Genomic DNA, 26188 nt, shown 5'->3' with positions numbered 1-26188 from the left:
TGTACTTCAAAAAAATAAATATAATGATAAATATCAAATTTAAGCCTACAATGCTGTTGCTAACTGCAATAATCATTGGATTTCTAACATTATCGTGGGGAATCGTTGGGCATGAAAGAATTAATAAAGCAGCCGTTATGGCTTTGCCAAAACCGCTACAGGTTTTCTTTTACAACCATATTGATTTTATAACGCAAGAATCTACTGTTCCAGATTTGAGAAAGTATGTTTTACAAGATAAGGCAGAGAACCCAAGACATTATTTTGACATGGAGAATTTTGGAAGCGTTGATAGCTTTCCACAGTCTATGACAGAAGCAAAAAAGAAGTATGATGATAAATTTTTATCTAAAAATGGAACACTGCCTTGGCATATCCAAGATATGATGACAAAATTAACGCAAGCCTTCAAGGACAAGCGAAAATCAGAAATCTTGTTTATTGCTGCTGATCTAGGACATTATATTGCTGATGCACATATGCCTTTACATACTTCTGATAATCACGACGGACAATTGACAGACCAAAAAGGAATTCACTCTTTGTGGGAAAGTAGACTACCAGAATTATTTGTTAAAGACTACAAATTTACAGTTGCTCCTGCGCACTATTATGAGGACGTAAACAAAGCTACTTGGGATATGATTATGGATACCCACAGCTTAGTAGAACCTTTATTAGCTGCAGATAAAAGTTTGAGAACAGCATTAGCTGTAAATCAAATATTTGTAACTGATGCAGATGGAAATGTGGTAAAAAACAAATACAACGGCGTGAAATATTCAAATGAATATGCGGGTAAATTTCACACTGCGTTAAACGGGATGGTAGAAAGCCAAATGAAGAAGGCAGTTACTGCAACAGCAAGTTTCTGGTATACGGCATGGGTAAACGCAGGAAAACCGGATCTAAGCAAGTTAGATGCTGAAGTCTTAACAAAACGTAACAGCAAAGCACTAAAGAAGGATACTAAACTGTTTAAAAAAGGAGATCTTTTTGGTATGGAAAGCGATAAAGACGTAGAATAAAAGTAATTGCATTAGATAATAAGAAAGCCTGTGAAACTAAATTCACAGGCTTTTTTATTGTTCTCAAATGATAGTTAAAATTATGTGATTTGTATCACGCTTTACTTTAACTATTTTCTGACACGAATTTAAAATTACAGATTATACTATGTAAGTCTAATCTGTTGATTTTTTAATTAGCGGACTATCTTGTATTAATTTTTTTGGTATTTCTTTTTCTTCAACATATCCGAAGCAGTTTGATAGAAAGCGATGGTTTCATTCACTAAATCTGTTCTTTCTTTTTTCAAAGGCTTTTGATCGTAGTAAATTTGAAAATCATCTTCAACTCCAGCTTTCGGCAATAAAGTCATTTTAAATTGTTTGACTTCTTGTTTTGGTGAGATGATGGTTAAAACATTGTCCTTTATCATTCCTAAATCCTGATAAGTCGCAATCAAAGCTCGGGGATTATAATCCGCTTGCAGTACATCTTGACCATAGAATTTACTTTCGTAACTAAAATTTAATAACCCAAAAACAGTGGGCATAATATCGATTTGGCCCATAAGTTTTGTAAAATGCTGAGGCTGAATAAATCCTGGACTATATATCATGGCAGGAATCCTGTATTTATCTACCGGAAGTTCCGTTTTACCAGCGCTAGAAGCACAATGATCTGCTAATATAACAAAGACTGTATTCGAGAACCAAGGCTGTTTTTCTGCCATTTCGAAGAATTTCTTCATCGCAAAATCAGTGTATTTCACACCACCTTCACGTGATTTAGCATCACCACGGATATCTATTTTATCATTTGGAAACGTAAATGGCCTATGATTACTTACCGTCATGATGTGATTAAAGAAAGGTTTATTTTCCTTAGCTTCTTTATTCATTACTTTAATGGCCTTGTTGTACATATCTTCATCACAAACACCCCAGATATTATCGAAAGTAATTTCGTTGGGTTCGAATGTTTTTTTATCAACGATATCATATCCATTTCCTGAAAAGAAATCTTCCATATTATCAAAGAAAGCATCACCTCCGTAAAGGTATTTTACATTATATCCTTTCGCTTTAAAAACACTTCCCGTTGAGAATTTGTCTTTATTATCTTTTCTTTTTACAACACTTTCTCCCGCTGTAGGAGGGAAGCACAAGGTTACAGCTTCTAAACCACGTACCGTTCTGTTCCCAGAAGCATAGAAATTAGTAAAAAGCAAACTCTGCGTCGCTAAACTATCTAAGAATGGTGTGATATTCTGATCGTTTCCGTAGGCCTTCATAAAGTCGGCACTATAACTTTCGATAGTGATTAAAACTACATTTTTATGATTTTCGGCAGCAGCACTTTTAATTTGTCTTAAAGTAGATTCTCCAGTTATGCCGGGAATTTGTTGTCCTAATATCGCATAAACTTCTTTTTCTGGCAGTGTTTTATAAAATTTAAAATAGTCTAATTCACTATTCATAAATGCTAAATAAAACTTATAAATACCATTGGATTGTAACTCATTTGAAAAAATATTCTGTGAATTCTCTTTCGTAGCCAAAAACGGAATAGTTAATAACGATAGCCCGAACAAAACAAAATAAATCCCTGATATTTTAATTTTCTCAACAAATGTAGGGATGCTGTCAATGTAGCTTCGAGATCCTTTTAAAATAAAATAAGTAACGGTACCCGCTATTATAAATAATCCTGAAAATAAAGGAACTACTGGATAAGACTCCATGATGTTTCCAATAACTTCATTAGTATAAACCAAATAATTAACCGCTATAAAGTTGTATTTAACTCCGAATTCATTCCAAAAGAAGTATTCGCTGATGGCATTTTGTAAGATCAAAACAACAAATAAAAACATCACAAAGGCAAAAAGCCAATATCTAATTTTATCTCTGTGCTTTGGTAAAAAAAGTAAAAGACCAAATAATAATGTCTTGATTCCAACGAAAATCATCCCAATCTTAGGTAAAGCACCGCCATATTCATTCAGAATCGATTTCCCAGAATAGATGTATGCCAATAGCGCAACTAATAAACCGAAGATGATGTAACCAAAGGGCTTCAAGTATTTCCCATTAGATATAAAAATGAGATACAGCCATAAAAAACCGGTGGCGAGTATAAAAACAAAAACATCAGAAACGAAACCAAATGTAAAAATCTTGATAGCATCTGTCCAAATAAATGTTGTGTCTGTTATGGGGTGGAAGAGTAGTACAATTCTTAGAATGAAACTAACTGCGACATAGAAAAAAATAAGGTTATAAAAAGGGGATAATTTTTTATAGAACGACATAGGTACTTTTTTTTTACACAAATTACGGTATTTAGATTGATAAATGGCTTATGTTAAGATGCTAATCATTCTTAATTTTCACTTAAGATGAGAAGCAATCAACAATATTGATTTCAATTTAGAGTTACATTTGATGACGATTATGTAGTGTCATAGTGACACCACAATTGAACGAGTGCTAAAATCTTTGTTTTAGGATTAAAATCAATAGATTTACGATTGAATCATTATACAAGAAGTGATGGCCTTTGGGCAAATATTGGTTCTTTAGGTTTTAAATTTGTTGTGGAATAAAAAATAAGGATATGCATATTTTAATAGTGGAAGATGAAGCGGGTATTGTACAATTTCTCCAGCAAGGTTTAGAGGAGGAAGGCTACCAAATCACGAGTGCTTCTGATGGACTGCAAGGATTTGAATTGATACAGAAACAGCAATTTGATTTGATTTTATTAGATTGGATGTTACCTAAAATGAGTGGATTGGATTTGTGTAAGGCTATTCGAAAAAAAGACACTAGCACACCGATACTATTTTTGACGGCTAAGGACACGGTTCAAGAAACAATTGAAGGGATAAAGGCGGGAGCCAATGATTATATCAAGAAACCATTTAGTTTTGAAGAATTGGTTGAAAGGATCAAAATTCATTTTCGAAATCAAAATGAACAAGATATTCTAACTCTTGGCACAATACAGATTGATATTGCAAAACACGTCGTTTTATCTCATGGAACGGAAGTACAGCTAACCAATAGAGAGTTTAAGCTGTTGTGTTACCTTGTCAAAAATAAAGGAAAAGTATGTACTCGAAATCAAATTATAGAAGACGTTTGGGACATTCATTTTGATTATGACACCGGTGTAATTGATGTATTTATCAATGCTATCCGTAAAAAATTAAATATAAAAATCGAAGAGGACTACATAAAAACAGTTCGCGGTGTAGGTTACATTGCTAATGACTAAGTACTAATGCAACAATTTTCATTCAAAAACAGAATTGCCTTCAATTACATTATCACCACAGCTTTATTGATTTTAGTGGTGTTTTGTACTATATATTCTATTGTAAAATTTAGTGTTTACAACCATCTTAATAATGATATTGGCAAAGAGGTAAAGAATCACTTGAACGAAATTGAAATTAGAAATAACTCTATTTTTCTTATTCATATGGAGGAGTGGAAAGAAAGAGAACACAACACTGTTGATGTAAATCCTGTTTTTATTCAATTCTTAGATAAGAATGGAGATTTAATTGAAAAATCCCCCAACTTAAAAAAACAAACCTTAACTCTTCATAAGAGTATTGAAGATGACGAGTTATTTGATACCAAATTATTGAATAACAAAATTCGGCAAATACAGATTCCAATATACCAAAAAACTAAAAAAATAGGCTATTTATTGATCGCGATGTCGCTGGAAGACGCTTCGATGGTGCTTCAAAATTTGTCTGAAGTATTGATTATTGCTTATCCATTAATTCTAATTGTTCTGTTTTTGATTGCACGGTTTATTGCCGGAAGAAGCATAAAACCGATCAGTTCTATTATCGAGACTTCTAATATCATTACCAAAGATAATTTGACTTCCAGGATTCCATTACCTCAAAATCGTGATGAGCTTTATGTTTTATCTAAAACAATAAACAATTTATTGGACAGAATTGAAAATACGATTGAAAGAGAAAAAGAATTCACCTCTGATGCCTCACACGAATTAAGAACTCCATTGACGGTCATAAAAGGAACGCTGGAAGTTTTAGTAAGAAAACCAAGAAACCCTAGCGAGTACGAAGAAAAAATTAATTTTTGCATTTCTGAAGTAGACCGTTTAAATAATTTGGTTGATCAATTGCTGCTGCTTGCGAGATTCGAAAATCAGAAACAAAGCTTAAAAAAGGAAAAAATTTGTTTAAATGCAGTTATTCTAGATTCAATTTCAAGATATTCGAATACAATTCAGGCCAAAAATATTCAGGTTACAACCGTATTTAAAAAGGACTATTATATTGAAACGGATATTTATTTATTCTCAATAGTAATTAATAATCTAGTTTCCAATGCCTTAAAATATTCAGATAAAAACGCTAAATTAGCTATTACTATAACAGAAGATAATAATACAATCGAATGCAGTATAATCGATTCAGGTATTGGAATAGCTTCTAAGGATGTTGGAAAAGTGTTTAATCAATTTTTCAGATCCAATTCAACAGAGCATCCTGAAATTAAAGGAACGGGATTGGGACTATCAATCGTGAAAAAGTTATGTATACTACTTACTATTGGTATTCAAATTTCAAGCCAGGAAAATGTGGGAACGGCGGTAATGTTAAGCTTTCATGAAGAAGACCTTAAGTAGTTCTTAAGACAATCCTTATCTATTTACTGTATTTTTGAAATATAAAATAAAGTAAAAAATGCTTGAAAAAATTATTGCTTTTAGTCTTAAAAACAAACTTATTGTTTTATTATTTACCTTAGGGATATTTGGTTTTGGTGTCTATTCTATATTCCAAATTTCGATAGGTGCTGTACCTGATGTAACTAATAATCAAGTACAAGTGATTACTACTTCGCGAAATCTGTCTACCCAAGATATTGAACAATACATTACATATCCGGTAGAAATAGAAATGGCAAACTTGCCTGGAGTGAAAGAAATTCGATCTATTTCAAAATTTGGTTTGTCTGTGGTAACCATTGTTTTTGACGATGATTTAGGAACTTATTTACCGCGCCAATTAATTGCTGAAAAAATTAAATCGGCATCAGAGAAAATACCAGCAGGTTTTGGAACTCCAGAAATGGGTCCTATTACGACCGGTCTTGGAGAAATTTACCAATACACGCTGGAAGTAAAGCCCGAATTTAAAAACCAATATTCAGTAACTGATTTAAGAACCATTCAAGACTGGGTGGTAAAACGTCAATTATCAGGAATAAATGGAGTGGTTGAAATAAATACTTGGGGCGGTTATTTGAAGCAATATGAAATTGCGATTACTCCATCTAAATTAAAAGCCATGAACATCAGTACTACAGATGTTTTTACGGCGCTTGAAAACAATAATAGTATTGCCGGTGGTGCTTATATCGAAAAAGTAAATCAGAGTTATTTCATTCGAGCCGAAGGAAAAGTAAAATCGCTAGCCGATATTGAAAATATAGTGGTTAAGAATATAAACGGAATGCCCGTTTATGTAAAAAATGTAGCTGATGTCCGCTTTGGTCATGCGAATCGTTTTGGTGCTATAACTGGTAATGGAGAAGGAGAGAAGGTACTTGGACAGGTGATGATGCTAAAGGGTGCCAACTCTAAACAGGTAATCAACGATGTAAAAGCCAGAATTGCTGAAATCCAAAAATCACTACCAGACGGAGTCTATGTCAATGGATTCCTAGAACGAAGTGAGTTAGTTGCTAAAACAACTTTTACAGTTGCTGAGAACCTTATTTTAGGTTGTCTAATCGTAATTTTTGTGGTGGTTTTATTACTAGGAAACTGGCGTTCTGGATTAGTAGTAGCTTCGGTTATTCCGTTATGTCTATTATTTGCGATTTCGTTGATGAATATTTTTGGCATAGATGCAAATTTGATGAGTTTAGGTGCTATCGATTTCGGAATTATTATTGACGGAGCGGTTATTATCGTTGAGTTTATAGCTTTTCAAATCGCCAGTAAAGCGGCCCAATTAGGTCCTATGTCTGATGAAGACCGTCAACTAGAAATTGACCAGATTACCTATAAGAGTGCTTCCAAAATGATGAATTCCGCTATTTTTGGACAATTGATTATCTTGATTGTTTTTATTCCAATTCTTTCTCTTTCAGGCATCGAAGGTAAAATGTTTAAACCGATGGCAATGACTTTTAGTTTTGCCTTAGTGGGAGCGATGATCTTTTGCTTCACCTATGTGCCGGTTGTTTCTTCGTTATTTTTGAAACCAAAAGAAGAGAATCCAAACTCGTTTTCCAGTAAATTAATACGGAAATTTAATTCATGGTATATTCCCATTATAACTTGGGGATTAGCCAATACAAAAAAAGTATTATACGGTGCCTTAGGTTTGTTAGTGATGGCAGTAGCTTTATTTACCACTATGGGAGGGGAATTTATACCCACTTTAGACGAAGGAGATTTTGTTATTCAGCCCGTATTAAAAACAGGAACTTCTTTGACAAAGACGATTGCTACCACTACTAAAATAGAACAAATTATTCTAAAAAACTTTCCTGAGGTAGATCAAGTAGTGAGCAGAATAGGTGCGGCTGAAGTTCCTACAGACCCAATGAGTATGGAGGAAAGTGATGTTATAGTTAAGCTAAAGCCGAAATCAGAATGGGTGTCAGCCAGCAGTAAAGATGAACTAGCAGATAAGATTAAAGCAGCGATTGAAAAACAGATTCCAAATATGGAAATTGAATTTACTCAACCCATCGAAATGCGTTTCAACGAATTAATTTCTGGAACTCGATCTGATGTGGCGGTAAAAGTATTTGGCGAAGATTTGAATGTATTGGCTCAAAAAGCTCACGAAATCAAAAAAGCCATAGAAAAAGTAGAAGGAGCCTCAGACATTATTATCGAAAAAACGGAAGGCTTACCTCAGATGAGCGTGCGTTACGATCGCTCTAAAATAGCTCGTTATGGTTTGAATATTTCAGAACTAAATGATATGATTGCGCTGGGATTTGCTGGAAAAACAGTGGGTAACGTATTTGAAGGAGAAAAACGATTTGATATGGTGATTCGTTTGAATCAAACCAATAGACATGATATTAATGACTTGAAAAATTTATATGTTTCAGCTCCTAATGGGCAACAGATTCCGTTACAAGAATTAGCCAATATTGAATACACGGAAGGTCCTGCCAAAATATCAAGAGATAACACGAATAGAAGAATAGTAGTAGGAATTAATGTTAGAAACAGAGATTTACAAAGTGTGGTTACTGATATTCAGCACATTGTAAATACAGAAATCAAACTACCTCCAGGTTATTATGTTCAATATGGAGGACAGTTTGAAAACCTTCAAAGTGCCAAAGCCAGATTAATGGTTGCAGTTCCTATAGCGTTAATATTGATTTTTATCTTATTGTATTTTGCTTTCGGATCTATTAAAGAAGCCTTAATGGTGTATTCAGCAATTCCGCTTTCAGCAGTGGGAGGAGTATTATTCTTATGGATGAGAGGATTACCTTTTAGTATATCAGCGGGTGTTGGTTTTATTGCGCTCTTTGGTATTGCAGTTTTAAACGGAATCGTATTAATTGAACATTTTAAAGAATTAAAACATCAAGGAATGAAAAACATTGATGAGTTGATATTGAAAGGAACGACCGATAGATTGCGCCCTGTTTTATTAACGGCAGCCGCTGCGGCCTTAGGTTTTTTACCAATGGCGATATCTTCTTCTGCAGGAGCAGAGGTGCAAAGACCTTTGGCAACGGTCGTAATTGGAGGATTGTTTACAGCGACCATATTGACCATGATAGTGCTTCCTATATTATTTAAAGTTTTTGATGGAAAAGAGTTTAAAAAGGCAAAATTTAAAAAACATAATAGTAACACCTATTTAATTCTATTGTTGTTAAGTACTTCGTTTGCTTTTTCACAAAATTCAAATCCAGAACTAGATAGTTTGATAGGAAAAGGGATCATTAATAACAAAGGCATAAAAGCCTATCAATTGCAGGTTGATAAATACCAGGCTAATATAAAAACTGCCTACACCTTTGAAAAAACTACTATTTATTACAATTATGACCAAAATAATTTGGCTTCTAATAGTGAACCTTTAAAGATTTTTGGAGCGCAACAACGGTTTTCTTTTCCCACAGTATATGGAGCTCAAAAAAAGGTAAATGTAACGGAATATGAAAAGGAAAAAGCCAACTTTGAAATTCAAAAAAACAAACTTTCGTTGGAAATTTCTAAAGTGTATTATCGCATTGTGTACATACAAAATCGGGAAAAATTATATTTCTATTTGGATAGTTTGTATCAAAATTTTTCAAAAGCAAGTGATAGACGTTTTGAATTAGGTGAAACCAATTATCTCGAAAAAATAACGGCACAAGCTAAATTCCGACAAATAAAAACAAGCCTTTCTCAAATTGAAAATGATAAAAAAGCACAGTACGATTTAATGTATTCATTAATTCAAACGGACGAAAAAATAATTATAAAAAACAATTCTGTAGCTCCTTTATTTAATACAACTGAAGAATTAAGTAAACGTATTCATAATGCCTATTTAGAAAGTGTTACGGATAATTATAAAAGCCAAATTATACTTGAAAAACAACATTGGCTACCTGATTTGCATTTGGAATATTTTAGAGGATCAAATAAAGGTTTGTCGCAATCATTAAATGGTTTTCAGGTCGGAATTGGGGTTCCACTTTTATTCTCTGGAAATGTTTCTAAAGCAAAAGTGGCTCAGCTTGAATTGCAAAGTTGGGAGCAACAAAAACTAAATGAAGAACAAAAAAGAGAGCAGTTTATTCAACAAAAAAAGAACGAATTAGCAAAGTATCAAGAAGCAATAAATTATTACAATCAATATGGAAAAAAGTTATCGGATGAAATTATTAAGGTGGCGAATTTAAGTTATAAACACGGAGAAATTGATTTCTTCCAATACATTCAAAGTTTAGAGAATGCAACCGCTATTCAAGTTGAATATCTCGACAACGTACTTCAATTCAATGCAACCCAACTCGATTCACAATACCTTAATTTCTAAAACCTAAAAAATGAAAAAAACACTATATATACTCGCCTTGTCAATCGTTCTGTTTTCATGTAAGGAAGCTAAAACAGAAGAGCCAATAACTACTGATGATACGATGGTTACGGTTACTTTACCGCAATTTAAATCTTCGGCAATGGAAATGGGAAGTCCTACGGAACAAGATTTTGAAGTAACTGTAAAAACAGCTGGAAAAATAGATGTCCCCCCTCAAAACAGAGCCAAAGTAACTACTTTCGTTGGAGGAAACATTAAAGCAACTACGTTATTAGTAGGTGATAAAGTGAGAAAAGGACAAGCATTATTGACTTTAGAAAACACAGAGTTTCTTGATATTCAAAAAGACTATTTGGAAGTAGCGGAGCAAATTAAATATTTAAAATCCGAATACGAGCGTCAAAAGACATTGTTTGATGAAAAAATTACTTCTCAAAAAAATTACCTAAAAGCAGAAAGTGAGTATCGCAGAGCAAAAGCAATGTATCAAAGTTTAAGAGCTAAATTGCAGATGTTAAACATTAATCCTATAAACGTCGAAAATGGTAAATTGACTTCGATAATTACGATTTATGCGCCTATTGCTGGTGATATCGTGATAATGAATGCCAATGTGGGGATGTATGTTGCGCCTTCAGATGTGATGCTTGAAATTATTGAAACGGATCATTTGCATTTAGAATTGAATGTATTCGAAAAGGACATCTTAAAAGTAAAAGTGGATCAGGACATCAATTTTACGGTGCCAGAAGCTACAACAGAAGTTTTCCATGCTAAGGTACATTTGGTAGGGAAGTCTATTGAAGGAAATGACAGAACAATTAACGTTCACGGGCATTTAGATGACAATATGAAACAACGATTAATCACCGGAATGTTTGTGGAAGCAGCTATTGTAGTAGATTCTAAAAAAGGACTGGCAATCCCAACAGAAGCATTAATTACGGAGAACGACAAAAATTTCGTACTTTTATTAAAGGAAGAAAAAAATGACAATTATTCCTTTAAAAAGATTGCGGTCAAAATAGGAGAGAAGTCAGAGAAATATGTTGAAATTATTCCTGATAATCAAATTGATTCTTCTTCTAAAATTTTAACAAAAGGCGTTTTTGATGTCGCTAATTAATTCGAAATTATAGATTTAATAAATAACTAGGTTGTAATATTAAAGTGGTAAAGAAAACGATACATTAAGTGAAATTTTATGACAAACGAAAACAGTAAGTCTACAATAACAATTGATAACTATTTAGACAATCATTACATTCATCGTAGCAATTGGCTTAGAGCGGCAGTACTTGGAGCAAATGACGGTATCATTTCTATTTCAAGTTTAGCAATTGGGATAGCTGCTGCAAGTACAAGCAGAGAGCCAATTATTTTGGCAACCGTTGCTGGGCTGGTTGCAGGTGCTTTATCCATGGCCGCTGGTGAGTATGTGTCTGTCAGTTCACAGACCGATACTGAAAAGGCAGACATTGAGCGAGAAAAAGTAGAACTTAGAGAAATGCCGGTAGAAGAATTGCATATATTAGCTCAAATTTATGAAAAACGAGGACTTAAAAAAGAAACGGCAATGCAAGTAGCTATTGAGTTGACAAAAATAGATGCTTTAGCGGCACATATAAGAGATGAATTAGGAATCAATGAAATTAGTCAGGCAAATCCAATACAGGCGGCATTGGCATCTGGAGCTTCCTTTAGTATTGGTGGTGTTTTACCTCTATTGGTAGTGCTTTTTGCACCAGTTAAAGGCATGGAATATTGGCTGTATGGATCAACAATTTTGTTTCTTATCATATTAGGAGCAATGTCGGCAAAAACAGGTGGTTCAAGCATCTCGAAAGCAATTATAAGAATTACAATTTGGGGTACAATTGCAATGGGACTGTCTGCATGGGTCGGTTACCTGTTTGGTGTGAAAATTTAAATAAACAATTTTAAAAATAGTAATTATGAACGACGCACATTTACACTTAGTAGTAAACCATTTCCCTATTATCGGAACAATTTTTGGTTTGGGAATTTTAATTGCTGGATTGGTTTTAAAAAACAATTCAGTCAAAAATACGGCTTACGTATTATTGGTTTTTGCCGCTATTTTTGCATTTATAAGCATGTCTACTGGAGAAGGAGCGGAAGAAATGGTCGAAGATATGCCGAATATTGGTAAACAAATCATTCATAAACATGAAGAATTAGCTGAAAAGCTAGCCTTGCTATTATATGCTACAGGTATCTTTAGTTTAGTAGCACTATACACAAGTTTAAAAAACCATAAATTTTCTAAAATCGCATCTTATATTACGCTCGTTTTAGCGATAGGTGCTGCGGTTTTAGGTTCAAGTGTGGGAACGTCAGGAGGAGAAATACGTCATACTGAAATTCGTGATAATACTGTGAATTCAGCTGTTGAAAACGTAAATTCCAATTCAGAAAATGCTACGGACGAAAACTAAGGACATTGTTTTTTAACAAAAAAACAACATTAAGTTAAACTAAAAATAGCTTTTTAATGAAAAAAGCTTTTATATTTGCAACAGTAAAAAAACAACAAAAATTATGTTCACAATACAATTACATCATCATCATTTCCATTATTGCTCTCAAGCGATGTGTTAACGATATGGTTGTAAGTCATCATATTTTAAAACCCGTTTGAGTACATCAAACGGGTTTTTTATTTAATATCCTTTGTACTCAAACATAATATTATAAACAAACTAAAAAACATTACAATGAGTACATTAAAAATTGCAATTCAAAAATCAGGACGCTTAAACGAAGAAAGCATTCAAATCCTTAAAGATTGCGGAATTTCTATCAATAACGGTATTGATCAATTAAAGGCCGAAGCATCAAATTTCCCATTAGAAGTTTTATATTTAAGAAATTCAGATATTCCTCAATACTTAATTGATGGTGTGGTAGACATCGCCATTGTTGGAGATAATTTATTAGTCGAAAAAGGGAAAGGAATTCAAGTAGTTCAAAAATTAGGTTTTTCTAAGTGTAAAGTTTCAGTTGCTGTTCCTAAAACATTCGAATATAATTCGATTCAAGATTTAAACGGACTACGTATTGCAACCTCTTACCCCAACACCGTAATTGAATATTTCAATTCTTTTGGAGTAACAGTTGACATTCACCAAATTTCAGGTTCTGTGGAGATTGCTCCTAATATTGGTCTTGCAGATGCCATTGTAGATATTGTTTCCAGCGGAAGTACCTTGTTTAAAAACAATTTGAAGGAAGTAGAGATTATCTACAAAAGTGAAGCAGTTTTAGCGGTTTCTCCAAAAGTGACTCCAGAAGTTCAAAAATTAATCGACACCCTAAAATTCAGAATAGAATCAGTTTTAAGAGCGCGTAGATCAAAATATATTTTGATGAATGTGCCAAATGATAAAATTGAGGAAGTTGGTAAAATCCTTCCTGTTTTACGTAGTTTAACGGTATTGCCTTTAGCACAAGAAGGATGGAGTAGTGTACACTCGGTAATAGATAAAGACACTTTTTGGGATGTAATTGACCAGTTGAAAGACGCTGGTGCCGAAGGGATTTTGATTTGTCCAATTGAGAAAATGGTACTTTAATTAAGTTTTAAGTAGTAATTCATAAGTATTAAGCGCTTTAAAGTTTCTTATACTATGACTAACTTTAAACCTTAAACTTCAAACTATAATTTATGAATAAAATATACAACCCAACGCCGGAAACTTGGTCTGAAATACTAGAAAGACCTACAAAAACGGTAGACGATATCGAACTAACGGTAAAAGAAATTTTTAAGGAAGTTCAAAAAAAAGGAGATGAGGCTGTAGCCAAATATACTTCTCTATTTGACGGTGTTGCCATCGATAAATTAGAAGTGACCAAAGCTGAAATTGAAACCGCTGTTGCTGCTGTTTCGACAGAATTGAAAGAAGCAATTCAATTAGCTAAAAACAATATCGAAAAGTTTCATGCTGCTCAAAAAACAGCAAGAGTAGCCGTTGAAACGGTTGCAGGAGTTGAATGTTGGCAAGAAAAAAGACCAATTCAAAAGATTGGTTTATACATTCCAGGCGGAACAGCGCCTTTGTTTTCAACCGTTTTAATGTTGGCTGTTCCTGCAAATATTGCAGGTTGTAAAGAAATTGTTTTGTGTTCACCACCAGATAAAAAAGGAAATATAAATCCAGCAATTTTATATGCTGCCAATTTATGTGGAGTTACTAAAATTTTAAAAGTAGGAGGGATACAAGCTATCGCTGCAATGACTTTTGGAACGGAAACAATTCCTAAAGTATATAAAATTTTCGGACCAGGAAATCAATTTGTAACCGTAGCGAAACAATTAGCAACACAGTTTGGTGTAGCAATTGATATGCCTGCTGGACCATCTGAATTATTGGTTGTTGCAGATGATAGCGCAGTTCCTTCATTTGTAGCTTCCGATTTATTGTCTCAAGCAGAACACGGTACGGATAGTCAAGTGATTTTGGTTTCAACTTCAAAAAAATTAATCGATGCTGTTGAAGAAGAGATTCAAATTCAATTAGAAGCGCTACCTCGAAAAGAAATTGCCGAAAAAGCAATTGCTAATTCAAAGTTGATTTTTGTCGAAAATAACCAAATCGCTTTGGATTTAATCAATGAATACGGACCAGAACATTTTATAGTTTGTACATCATCAGATGATTTTTATATTGATGGAATCGAAAATGCAGGCTCTATTTTTATAGGGAATTACACGCCTGAAAGTGCTGGAGATTATGCTTCTGGAACCAATCATACTTTACCAACAAATGGTTATGCTAAAAATTATAGCGGTGTAAACTTAGATAGTTTTACAAAATCGATGACTTTTCAGAAGATTTCTGAAGTAGGAATTAAAAATATTGGAAAAGCGATTGAAGTGATGGCAGAAGCGGAAGGCTTGCAAGCACACAAAAATGCAGTGACATTACGATTAAAAGCGATTAAAGATGGAAAATAGTTTCGACATAAATAATTTAGTTCGTGAGAACGTTAAAACCATGAAGCCGTATTCATCGGCGCGTGATGAATTCAAAGATTTTGATGTTGCTCAAATGATATTTTTGGATGCCAATGAAAATCCATATCAAAATGGAGTGAATCGTTATCCTGATCCGCAACAAAGCAGCGTAAAAGCAGTTTTGGCTAAACAAAGAAACCTGAAAGTAGACCAAGTTTTATTAGGTAATGGAAGCGACGAAGTATTGGATCTATTGTTCAGGGCTTTTTGCGAACCTAAAACAGATAACGTAATTACTTTGCCACCAACATATGGAATGTATAGCGTATTGGCTAATATTAACGCAGTTGAAAACAGAGAAGTTTTATTGTCTACAGATTTCCAACCTGAGATTGATGCGATTTTAGAAGCGGTTGATAGAAATACAAAAATGATCTTTTTGTGTTCGCCGAATAACCCTACAGGAAATTCATTTGATGATGAAAGTGTGGTTACTTTGCTTCAAAATTTTAAGGGATTAGTAGTAATTGACGAAGCGTATATTGATTTCTCAAAAAAGCAAAGTTGGTTAAATGAATTGGACGAATATCCTAATTTAATCATTACACAAACTTTATCAAAAGCATATGGTTTAGCAGGAATTCGTTTAGGGATTTGCTATGCATCTGCAGCTATCATTTCGGTTTTAAACAAAATAAAGCCACCTTATAATGTGAATGAGTTAACACAACAGAGAGCATTAGAAAGATTAGCTGATAAAGAAAAAATACAATTAGAAATAGACTCAATTGTAATACAAAGAGACGATTTACTTAAAGTATTAAATGAAGTTAATTTTGTATCAAAAATTTATCCGACAGAAGCTAATTTTGTTTTGATTAAAGTGGATGATGCCAATAAGAGGTATAATGAACTAATTCAAAAAGGAATCGTGATTCGGAACCGAACAACGCAACCTTTATGTGAAAACACCTTACGTTTGACTATTGGTACAGCAGAAGAAAACAAGAAGTTAATGGAGGTTTTAAAATCAATTTAAAACACAGATTTCACAGATTAGCACTGATTTTTAAATAGTGTTATTTTAAAAGTTTAGTTATTAAAAACAATATATTGTTTTAGTAAAATAGTAAAAAAATAAAACTCAAAAAAATAGAATTTTAGTGATTTTCAATTCGTGAAAATCTATGAAATTTGTGTTTTTTTTAAATCATAACAAATGAAAAAAGTACTTTTTATAGACCGTGACGGAACTATGGTTTTAGAACCAGAAGGGTATCAATTAGATAGCTTAGATAAATTAGAATTTTATCCAAAAGCATTTCAATATTTAGCTAAAATCGCTAAGGAATTAGAATACGAATTGGTTATGGTGACGAATCAAGACGGATTGGGAACGGATAGTTTTCCAGAAGATACGTTTTGGCCAACGCAGAATTTCATTCTAAGAGCTTTCGAAAATGAAGGCGTTCTTTTTGATGATATTTTTGTGGATCGTTCTTTTCCAGAAGATAATGCACCAACACGCAAACCAAGAACGGGAATGTTGACAAAATATATTGACAATCCAGCTTATGATTTGGTTAACTCATTTGTACTAGGAGATCGTTTGACAGATGTAGAATTAGCTAAAAACCTAGGTGCAAAAGCTATTTTTATGAACGTGAGTGAAGGTGCGGGAAGTACAGAAATCGCTTCTAAGCGTGAAGAATTAAATGATGTCATTACATTACAATCAACGGACTGGAAAGAAATATATGAGTTTTTGAAATTAGAAGCACGTTCGGCTACAATTTCGAGAAAAACCAATGAAACAGATATTTACATCAATTTAAATCTAGATGGAACAGGGAAAAGCAAAATTGAAACTGGGATTGCTTTTTTTGATCATATGCTAGATCAAATTGCGCGCCATGGACAAATGGACTTAGAAATCCTTGTAAAAGGGGATTTAGAAGTGGACGAACATCACACAATTGAAGATACTGCGATTGCCTTAGGCGAAGTTTTTGCGAAAGCATTAGGAAACAAGCTAGGGATTGAGCGTTACGGTTTTTGTTTACCAATGGATGACTGCTTAGCGCAAGTAGCCATTGACTTTGGAGGTAGAAACTGGTTGGTTTGGGAAACCGAATTCAAGCGTGAGATGGTTGGTAAAATGCCAACAGAGATGTTTTTGCATTTCTTTAAATCTTTCTCTGATGGTGCCAAAGCAAATATTAACATCAAAGCGGAAGGACAAAATGAACATCACAAAATTGAGGCAATTTTTAAGGCTTTCGCCAAAGCGATAAAAGTAGCCGTAAAACGCGATACCGAGAAAATGATTTTGCCAAGTACGAAAGGGATGCTTTAAAAAAGTTATTTAAAGTTTCAGGTTTAAAGTTAGCACGATAACTTTAAACCTGAAACTTTAAACTTGAAACAAAAATAGATGAAAATAGTAATCATAAATTACGGGGCAGGAAATATTCAGAGCATTATGTTTGCTATCGAAAGATTGGGATTCAAAGCGATTTTGAGTAACAACCCTGAGGAAATTAAAGCTGCAGACAAAGTGATTTTTCCAGGAGTTGGTGAAGCAAGTTCAGCGATGAAAATGCTTTTAGCAAGCGGATTGGACCGTTTAATTCCAACATTAAAACAACCTGTTTTAGGAATTTGTTTGGGAATGCAATTGATGTGTAACAAATCAGAAGAAGGAGATACCAAAGGTTTGGGGATTTTTGATGTAGATGTGATTAAATTTACTTCAAAAGTAAAAGTGCCACAAATGGGTTGGAACCAGATTTATAACTTGAAGTCGGCTTTATTCGAAGGAATCGCTGAAAACGAATACATGTATTTAGTACATAGTTTTTATGCCCCAGATTGTGAAGAATCCATTTCCACAACTAATTATCAAATGGAATATGCATCGGCTTTAAAAAAGGATAATTTTTATGGAACCCAATTTCACCCCGAGAAAAGTGGTGATGTGGGAGAGAAAATTCTAGGAAATTTTCTGAAATTATAACTATTTTAATGGCAGTGGCAAAAATTAATTTCAATTACAATCTGAAATCAAAAATCGTTAATCTACAATCGAAAATCAAATGAGAATAATACCAGCAATAGATATCATCGACGGAAAATGTGTTCGCTTGTCAAAAGGAGATTACAACACCAAGATAATTTATAACGAAAATCCGCTAGAAGTAGCCAAAGAGTTTGAAGCGCACGGAATTGAATATTTACATTTAGTAGATCTTGACGGTGCAAAATCAAGTCAGATTGTCAACTACAAAATATTGGAGCAAATTGCATCTAAAACAAAGTTAAAGATTGATTTTGGAGGTGGATTAAAATCAGATGCCGACTTGAAAATTGCTTTTGAAAGTGGCGCTAACCAAATTACCGGCGGAAGTATTGCGATCAAAAATAGAGCCTTATTCGAAAAATGGATTCAAGAATACGGTGCTGATAAAATCATTCTTGGAGCAGATGCTAATAATGAAAAAGTAGCGATATCAGGTTGGTTAGAAGAATCTGATGAAGACTTAATTCCATTTATACAAGGATATCAAGCTAAAGGGATTCAATACGTTATTTGTACAGATATAGCCAAAGATGGAATGCTTGAAGGACCGAGTTTCGATTTATATAAAAAAATTCTTGATGAATGCAATGTCACTTCGAGCGCAGTCGAGAAGTTGGCAGAAGCCAAAGGAATAAAATTAATCGCTTCCGGTGGAATTTCGACCTTTGATGAATTACCAAGATTAGCCGAATTAGGTTGCGAAGGAACGATCATTGGAAAAGCGATTTACGAAGGAAGAATTTCGCTGAAACAATTAGAAAACTACATATTAAATAAATAAGTATTTCGCAAAGAGACACAAAGGAAACACGAAGATTCACCGAGATTTTTGTTTGTCTGTGTGCAAACTTCGATAAGCTATGTGGAATAACAATTAAATGAATGTATAATGCCATAGAGTATTCGGCAAAGTGACACAATGAGAACACATAGCTTCACAAAAGTTTTGCGTATCTCTATGGAAACTCTGCGAAACTCTGCGTAACAAAAAATGACATGCTTACAAAAAGAATAATACCCTGTTTAGATATAAAAAATGGACGTACCGTTAAAGGTGTAAATTTTGTAGATTTGCGTGATGCTGGTGATCCGGTAGAATTAGCGAAGATCTATTCAAATGAAGGTGCCGATGAATTAGTGTTTTTAGATATTTCTGCGACAGAAGAAAGAAGAAAAACCTTGGTTGATTTAGTTCGAAAGGTGGCTTCTACGATTAATATTCCATTTACGGTAGGTGGCGGAATTTCATCCGTGGAGGACGTAGAGATTTTGCTTCAAAATGGAGCAGATAAAGTATCTATAAATTCCTCGGCAGTAAAAAATCCTCAGCTGATTAATGACTTGGCACAGAAATTTGGAAGTCAATGTGTCGTTGTTGCAATAGATGCCAAGCAGATTGAAGGTCGATGGGTTGTTCATTTGGTAGGGGGAAAAGTACCAACGGAATTAAACTTATTTGATTGGGCAAAAGAAGTAGAACAACGCGGAGCAGGAGAAATTTTGTTTACCTCAATGGATAATGATGGAACGAAAAATGGTTTTGCAAATGAAGCTTTAGCCAAACTTTCAAGTTTAGTCAATATTCCAATAATTGCTTCGGGTGGTGCTGGGAACATTCACCATTTTGTAGATACTTTTAAAGATGGAAAAGCAGACGCAGCACTGGCGGCAAGCGTATTTCACTTTAAAGAAATCGAAATCAAAACATTAAAAAAAGAACTTAAAAACAGCAATATCGAAGTTAGGCTTTAAAATCCTAAATCGAATCCCGATAGCTATCGGGACTAAATCCTAAATAAAAATGAACATAGATTTTTCGAAAAATACAGACGGATTAATTCCTGCCATAATTCAAGATAGCGAAACTAACGCTGTTTTAATGTTGGGTTATATGAATGCAGAAGCGTATCAAAAGACAATGGATACTAAAAAGGTCACTTTTTACAGCAGATCTAAACAAAGACTTTGGACGAAAGGCGAGGAAAGCGGTAACTTTTTGAATTTGGTTGACATTAAAAATGACTGCGACAACGATACCTTATTAATTCAAGTAAAACCGGAAGGACCTACATGTCACAAAGGAACTGATTCCTGCTGGGCAACAGAAAACAAAACGAATTACGGTTTCATTTCTACTCTGGAAGATACCATTCAAGTACGAAGAGAGAATGCAGATTCTGAAAAGAGTTATGTGGCTTCTTTATTCAAATTGGGAATCAATAAAATTGCACAGAAGGTTGGTGAAGAAGCAATCGAAGTGGTTATTGAGGCAAAAGATGATAACGATGACTTGTTTTTAAGTGAAAGTGCCGATTTACTTTTTCATTACCTAATTTTGCTTCAGGCGAAAGGATTCAAAATCAATGATGTAGTTGACGTATTAAAAAGTCGCCAGAAATAGAGATTTTTTTCTTGTTAATTATACTATATAAAACCCAACAGTAAATTCATTTGCTGTTGGGTTTTCTTTTTTCTTTTATTTCAAGTTGCAATCCCCTATATTTACTATTATTTTATAAAATACCACAATACACGTTATGAATTTTGACAATACAAGCAGTACTTTAGAACTTAACAATACTATCATAAAAACAGGACTCCACATAATATTAACCACTGATGAAGATGATTTACGTCCAGTATATATGTCGGGAAATTTTAATAACTGGTTGACGCAGGATAAGCGCTTCATGATGGAAAAAATTGGAAACGGTTTATATCATTTTAAATTTACACATGATTTTGACTATCCAGAAACGTTGTTGTATAAATTTACAAAAGGGGATTGGAGTGAAGTAGAAATTGACAGCAACGGAAACCGTACTGAAAATAGGGCGACAAAAAAACATACAGGAACACAAAAGGACCATGTGGCACGATGGAGAAAAAATTGGTTGCCATATAAGCAAAATTATTTGCCTCAAGTTTTACTTATTTCTGATGAATTTGAGATTCCTCAGCTGAATAGAACACGAAAAATATGGGCGTTACTTCCTCACGATTATGATTCTTCAAACGAAAGCTATCCCGTAATGTATTTACAGGATGCTCAAAATTTATTCAATGAGGATGCTGAATACGGCAATTGGGAAATTGACAAAAAACTGGCTGTAATGTCAGAGTATAAAATTGGAAAGATTATTATAATTGCGATTGAACACGCTGAAGAAGATAGAATAAGAGAATATAGTGTAGGCAAAACAATATTAGGAAAAGGACAGGGAAAAAAATACATTCGTTTTGTAACCAAAACGTTGAAACCGTTTGTAGATAATAATTTCCGTACCAAAACAGATCGTGCTAATACCGGAATAGGTGGTAGTTCAATGGGTGCTTTAATCAGTATTTTTAGCGGACTGAGATACCCGAAAGTATTTGGTAAATTGATGATTTTTTCTCCGTCGCTTTGGGTTAAACCTGATATGAAAATTAATGTGGATGAAGATGTGACAGAAGACACCAAAATATATTTATATGCCGGTGGAGATGAAAGCGATACCATGATTGAACATGTAAAAAAATTCAAGGATCGCGCCATTGCAAACGAATTTGTAAAAGATAAAATGAAAATTAATTTGAGCATCAATAAAGAAGGAAAACACAACGAGACCTATTGGAGTGATGAATTTCCTAAAGCTATTGAGTGGCTTTTTTTTAACACAAAAGATAATTAAATGAAAACGAAGCAAATAGATAAATTAGAGAATTTTTCAGGAACCGTTTTAATACCCGTTTTTGAAACTAATGCAAAAAGTATAGTTCCAATCCAATTTGAAGGTTTAGAAATATCGTCTAAAGTTTTCTACGGCAAGAAGGATACCTCTTATTTAGCCGAGAATAATAACATTACCTATCTATTTATTGGACTAGGTAAAGTAATAGATTACAAGGCATTAAAAACAATAGCGAGGAGAATTTCCGCTAAGGAAAAAGAATCTTTTGGAAAAAATGTAGCATTATTTGTTCCAGAAGAATTCAATACTGACCAAGTAGAAGCAACCGTTTCTGGTCTATTGTTAGGTACTTATAATTTAGGTCATTTCAAAAAAGTGGACGAACATCCTTTTTTAAATCCTGATTTTGAACTCGAAATTTTATCTTCTAAAGATTATTCGGCAACAATCAATAAAGCGATAAAAATTGCTCGCGCGCAACTTCAAACTTTAGAATTGGTTGATTTACCTCCAAATAAGGTAACACCGAAGTATCTAGCAAATTGGGCTCAAGATAAAGGAGATAAATACGGATTTGAGGTCAATGTTCTTGGTCTTGAAGCATGTCAAATAGAAGGACTCGGTGCTTTTTTAGCGGTTGGAAAAGGCAGTGAAAATGAACCACAATTTGTTATCATGACTTATACCCCAAAAGAAGATGTTCCTAACTTAAAGCATGTTGGGCTAGTGGGTAAAGGAATTACTTTTGACACTGGAGGTTTGAATATAAAAACAGCAGGAATGGTTCATATGAAGTGTGACATGGCTGGTGGTGCTGCCGTGTTTGGAGCCATGCAATTGATTGCTGATTTGCAATTGCCTGTAAAAGTTACTGCTATTGTCCCTTGTGCAGAAAATGCTGTCGATGCAAAAGCATTTTTACCAAGTGATGTGATTCATAGTTACAACGGAACTTCAATCGAAATTATTGATACTGATGCTGAAGGTCGTTTGGTCCTAGCAGATGGTATTTCCTATCTTATAAAAAATTACAAGCCAGAATATATAGTTGATATCGCTACACTTACTGGAAGTAGTGTTGGAACATTAGGATACGAATGTGGTGCTTTGTTTACCAATAATGAAACTATTTCCAAAAAGCTGCAGGAAGCGGGAGATTCAGTAGGCGAGCGTCTGTGGCAATTACCACTTTGGGATGTCTACAAACAAGACATTGAAAGTGACATTGCAGATGTAAAAAATTATAGCGGAAAACCAGTAGCTGGTGCTATTAGCGCGGCTAAATTTTTAGAATATTTTACAAACGAGCATGCTGCTTGGGCACATTTGGATGTCGCTGGTGTAGCATTTGGCGACGATGAATTTGCAAAAAGCAAACATGCTACGGCATACGGAGTACATTTATTAACCAAATTCATTGAAAATTTATAAGCTTATGCAAAATCCTAAAACCTTCATTTGTATTTCGAATTATTTCAAGGGAGCCGATTTTTTAATTCATTTAAAAAGTCTGGGCAACAAAGTCTACCTCATAACCAGTGAAAAACTGAGAGACAAACCATGGCCGCATGATTCTATAGACGAAACATTTTATATGCAAGGTCAGGATATCGATTGGAACTTAGAGCATTTATTATTGGGTGTTGGGAACTTAATGAAGTCGAATCAAATTGATGCCATTGTAGCATTAGATGATTATGATGTAGAAAAAGCAACCTATCTGAGAGAAAACCTGCGTATTGATGGTATGGGACAAACTACGGGACGTTATTTTAGAGATAAACTGGCAATGCGTATGAGAGCGAAGAGTTGTGCTATTTCTATTCCTGCTTTCTGTTCTTTATTTAATGATCATGACATCAATACTTTTGCTGACACCGTTTCTGCTCCATGGGTTTTAAAACCACGTTCAGAAGCCTCAGCCACAGGTATTATAAAAGTTTATGATAAGGAAACGCTGTGGATTCATATTAACGAAATGGGAAACAACCGTTTTAAATACTTATTGGAACAGTTCAAACCAGGTGCCGTATATCATTGTGATAGTTTGATTTCTGAACGAAAAGTTATTTTTAGCTTGACTTCAAAATATTTGGCTACGCCAATGGAAATATCACAAGGTGGTGGCGTTTTTCGTAGCTCCAATATTCCTTATAATTCGGAAGACGATAAAGCGATAAAAAAGGTAAATGAGCAAGTCATGAAAGATTTTGGATTAAAACATGGCGCCGCACATACTGAATTTATTAAAAGTGATGAAGATGGAAAAATTTACTTTTTAGAAACATCATCTCGCGTAGGCGGAGCGCATCTAGCAGAAATGGTCGAAGCTGCTTCAAATATAAATCTTTGGAAAGAATGGGCCGCCATTGAAGATGCATTGGTAAGAGATCAAAAATATAAGTTGCCAAAAGTAAAAAAAGGCTATGCAGGAATTGTATTGACTTTGTCTAAATATCAAAATCCTGATCTATCTTCTTTTTCTGATCCTGAAGTTTGCTTTAGAGTTCCTCTAGATTACCATGCCGGATTAGTGGTTCAGTCTGATAAAAGTGAAAGAGTTTTAGAGTTACTAAACGATTATGTAGATCGCTTAGTGGCTGATTTTACTGTGGTAGTACCTCAAGAAACAGTCTCAAAACTACATTAATAGTAATAGTTCCGATTCGAAAAATAGAATTGTATTAAAAGATTCCGCATTCATGAAAAATTTTTTTGTTATTATTTGTTCCATAGTATTTATTTCGAATGGTAGTACTGCTCAAGGTCTTTTAGGCAAGTCAGAAGTGGTGTTTACCAAACAAGACAGCCTCAGAGGAAGCATTACTAAAGAACGAGCGTGGTGGGACGTGAAGTATTATCATTTGGATATTAAAGTAAATCCTAAAGACAGTACTATAACAGGTTCTAATACTATTAAATATCAAGTAGTACAAGAATACAACCGCATGCAAATTGATTTGCAAAATCCTTTAGGAATTTATAAAGTAATTCAGGATGGCGTCGAATTAAAATATAGCAGAGAAGGGAATGCCTTTTTTATTGAATTGGTTGCATTTCAAAAACCGGGTACCATAAAAGAACTTACCGTTTTCTATGGCGGCAAACCAAAAGTGGCCGTAAATCCGCCATGGGACGGAGGTATTACCTGGAAGAAAGACAGTAATGGCAAGCCATTTATAGCCTCTTCTTGTCAGGGATTGGGGGCTAGTGTATGGTGGCCAAATAAAGATCATATGTATGATGAAGTAGAAAGTATGCTGATTAGTGTAAATGTTCCCGGAAATTTGACCAACGTTTCTAACGGACGTTTGCTTAGCGTTAAAAAACTAAAAGACGGTACAAAAACATTTAACTGGTATGTTTCTAATCCTATCAATAATTACGGGGTAAACATAAATATTGGGGATTACGTTTCTTTTTCAGAAAAATACAAAGGGGAAAAAGGCGATTTAGATTGCAGCTATTATGTTTTGAGAGACAATTTGGCCAAAGCCAAAGAACAATTTAAAGATGTTCCTCGAATGCTAAAAGCTTTTGAACATTGGTTTGGACCTTATCCATTTTATGAAGACAGTTACAAACTAGTTGAAGCTCCTTATCTTGGAATGGAACATCAGAGTTCAGTTACCTACGGAAATGGATTTCAAAATGGATATCGAGGACGGGATTTGAGCGGAACAGGCTGGGGTCTTAAATTTGATTTCATCATTATCCATGAATCAGGACATGAATGGTTTGCCAATAATATCACCGATAAAGATATCGCAGACATGTGGATTCACGAGAGTTTTACAAACTATTCTGAAAGTCTTTTTCTAGAATATTATTACGGAAAAGACGCCGGTTATGAATACGTTAGAGGAATTCGAAAGAATATTGAAAACGATAAGCCAATCATTGGTCACTATGACGTAAACAGTGAAGGTTCGAGCGATATGTACTATAAAGGGGCTAATATGCTGCATACGATTCGTCAAATTGTAAATGACGATGAAAAATGGAGAACTATTTTAAGAGGTTTAAACAGTACTTTTTATCATCAAACAGTAACTACAAAGCAAATAGAAGATTATTTATCGACTTCCGTTGGTGTTGATTTATCATCCGTTTTTAATCAGTATTTAAGAGACACTAGAATTCCAACCTTAGAATATTTCTTTAAAGATAAAAAACTAGGATTTCGCTGGACTAATTGTGTCACAGGTTTCAATATGCAAGTAAAAGTAACCCTGAACGGCGAAGAAAAATGGCTTAAACCAACTACCGACTGGGGAACTGATTCCATTACAGTAGAAAATCCACATCTTAAAATTGATGTGAATTTTTATGTGGCGGAATTTGATATTACAGAATAAAATTGGTTAATT

The 26188-nt window shown here is 34.1% G+C and carries 20 protein-coding genes; 19 read left to right on the top strand and 1 reads right to left on the bottom strand.

What is annotated here, in order from left to right; genetic code table 11:
- Positions 1-23 precede the first annotated feature (23 nt).
- Positions 24-1028: a zinc dependent phospholipase C family protein gene (locus tag BLV35_RS08935; RefSeq protein ID WP_091088224.1), complete on the top strand. Its 1005-nt coding sequence runs from the start codon at positions 24-26 to the stop codon at positions 1026-1028.
- Positions 1029-1222: 194 nt separating this feature from the next.
- Here the strand turns inward: BLV35_RS08935 and BLV35_RS08930 are convergent, their stop codons facing one another.
- Positions 1223-3319 (bottom strand): LTA synthase family protein, encoded by a 2097-nt coding sequence (locus tag BLV35_RS08930; RefSeq protein ID WP_091088220.1) that lies wholly within the window; start codon positions 3317-3319, stop codon positions 1223-1225.
- 305 nt (positions 3320-3624) lie between these two features.
- Here BLV35_RS08930 and BLV35_RS08925 point away from each other — a divergent pair, with 305 nt between their 5' ends.
- From BLV35_RS08925 to BLV35_RS08840, 18 genes are all read left to right on the top strand, one after another.
- Entirely contained in the window at positions 3625-4287 is a 663-nt protein-coding gene (locus BLV35_RS08925; RefSeq protein ID WP_091088218.1) for a response regulator transcription factor, read from the top strand.
- 6 nt (positions 4288-4293) lie between these two features.
- Positions 4294-5688, top strand: coding sequence for a sensor histidine kinase (locus BLV35_RS08920; protein WP_091088215.1), 1395 nt, complete (start codon positions 4294-4296; stop codon positions 5686-5688).
- 58 nt (positions 5689-5746) lie between these two features.
- Positions 5747-10081, top strand: coding sequence for a CusA/CzcA family heavy metal efflux RND transporter (locus BLV35_RS08915; protein WP_091088212.1), 4335 nt, complete (start codon positions 5747-5749; stop codon positions 10079-10081).
- Between the two features lie 10 nt (positions 10082-10091).
- Entirely contained in the window at positions 10092-11210 is a 1119-nt protein-coding gene (locus BLV35_RS08910) for an efflux RND transporter periplasmic adaptor subunit (protein ID WP_091088209.1), read from the top strand.
- A 78-nt stretch (positions 11211-11288) separates the two neighbouring features.
- Complete coding sequence (locus BLV35_RS08905; protein ID WP_091088206.1) at positions 11289-12014, top strand: VIT1/CCC1 transporter family protein; 726 nt, start codon at positions 11289-11291, stop codon at positions 12012-12014.
- A 25-nt stretch (positions 12015-12039) separates the two neighbouring features.
- Positions 12040-12543 carry a DUF2231 domain-containing protein gene (locus tag BLV35_RS08900; RefSeq protein ID WP_091088202.1) on the top strand — a complete coding sequence of 168 codons (504 nt, stop codon included), beginning with the start codon at positions 12040-12042 and terminating at the stop codon, positions 12541-12543.
- Between the two features lie 279 nt (positions 12544-12822).
- The gene (gene hisG / locus BLV35_RS08895; protein ID WP_091088200.1) at positions 12823-13680 is read left to right on the top strand and encodes an ATP phosphoribosyltransferase; all 858 of its coding nucleotides are present in this window, start codon (positions 12823-12825) and stop codon (positions 13678-13680) included.
- Positions 13681-13772: 92 nt separating this feature from the next.
- Complete coding sequence (gene hisD, locus BLV35_RS08890) at positions 13773-15065, top strand: histidinol dehydrogenase (RefSeq protein WP_091088196.1); 1293 nt, start codon at positions 13773-13775, stop codon at positions 15063-15065.
- A complete protein-coding gene (hisC, locus tag BLV35_RS08885; protein ID WP_091088192.1) occupies positions 15055-16104 on the top strand; it encodes a histidinol-phosphate transaminase in 1050 nt (349 codons plus the stop codon). Before hisD ends, hisC begins: the two co-directional genes overlap by 11 nt.
- A 180-nt stretch (positions 16105-16284) precedes the next feature.
- Positions 16285-17421 (top strand): bifunctional histidinol-phosphatase/imidazoleglycerol-phosphate dehydratase HisB, encoded by a 1137-nt coding sequence (hisB, locus tag BLV35_RS08880; RefSeq protein ID WP_091088189.1) that lies wholly within the window; start codon positions 16285-16287, stop codon positions 17419-17421.
- A gap of 78 nt (positions 17422-17499) precedes the next feature.
- On the top strand, positions 17500-18081 hold the full coding sequence (gene hisH, locus BLV35_RS08875; protein ID WP_091088186.1) for an imidazole glycerol phosphate synthase subunit HisH: 582 nt from the start codon (positions 17500-17502) through the stop codon (positions 18079-18081).
- 79 nt (positions 18082-18160) lie between these two features.
- Positions 18161-18925, top strand: coding sequence for a 1-(5-phosphoribosyl)-5-[(5-phosphoribosylamino)methylideneamino]imidazole-4-carboxamide isomerase (gene hisA / locus BLV35_RS08870; protein ID WP_091088182.1), 765 nt, complete (start codon positions 18161-18163; stop codon positions 18923-18925).
- A gap of 215 nt (positions 18926-19140) precedes the next feature.
- Positions 19141-19896, top strand: coding sequence for an imidazole glycerol phosphate synthase subunit HisF (gene hisF / locus BLV35_RS08865; RefSeq protein ID WP_091088179.1), 756 nt, complete (start codon positions 19141-19143; stop codon positions 19894-19896).
- Positions 19897-19945: 49 nt separating this feature from the next.
- Positions 19946-20545 (top strand): bifunctional phosphoribosyl-AMP cyclohydrolase/phosphoribosyl-ATP diphosphatase HisIE, encoded by a 600-nt coding sequence (gene hisIE, locus BLV35_RS08860; protein ID WP_091088175.1) that lies wholly within the window; start codon positions 19946-19948, stop codon positions 20543-20545.
- Between the two features lie 136 nt (positions 20546-20681).
- Positions 20682-21818, top strand: coding sequence for an alpha/beta hydrolase (locus BLV35_RS08855; RefSeq protein WP_091088171.1), 1137 nt, complete (start codon positions 20682-20684; stop codon positions 21816-21818).
- Complete coding sequence (locus BLV35_RS08850) at positions 21819-23249, top strand: leucyl aminopeptidase family protein (protein ID WP_091088167.1); 1431 nt, start codon at positions 21819-21821, stop codon at positions 23247-23249.
- Positions 23250-23253: 4 nt separating this feature from the next.
- Positions 23254-24468 (top strand): ATP-grasp domain-containing protein, encoded by a 1215-nt coding sequence (locus BLV35_RS08845; protein ID WP_091088559.1) that lies wholly within the window; start codon positions 23254-23256, stop codon positions 24466-24468.
- A 52-nt stretch (positions 24469-24520) separates the two neighbouring features.
- On the top strand, positions 24521-26176 hold the full coding sequence (locus BLV35_RS08840) for a M1 family metallopeptidase (protein ID WP_091088163.1): 1656 nt from the start codon (positions 24521-24523) through the stop codon (positions 26174-26176).
- Positions 26177-26188: the final 12 nt, after the last annotated feature.

Source organism: Flavobacterium gillisiae, assembly GCF_900107635.1.
In the GTDB taxonomy this organism is placed as follows: Bacteria; Bacteroidota; Bacteroidia; order Flavobacteriales; family Flavobacteriaceae; genus Flavobacterium; species Flavobacterium gillisiae.
Note: the sequence above shows the minus strand (reverse complement) of the source record. Positions and strands in the feature narration are given on the sequence as shown.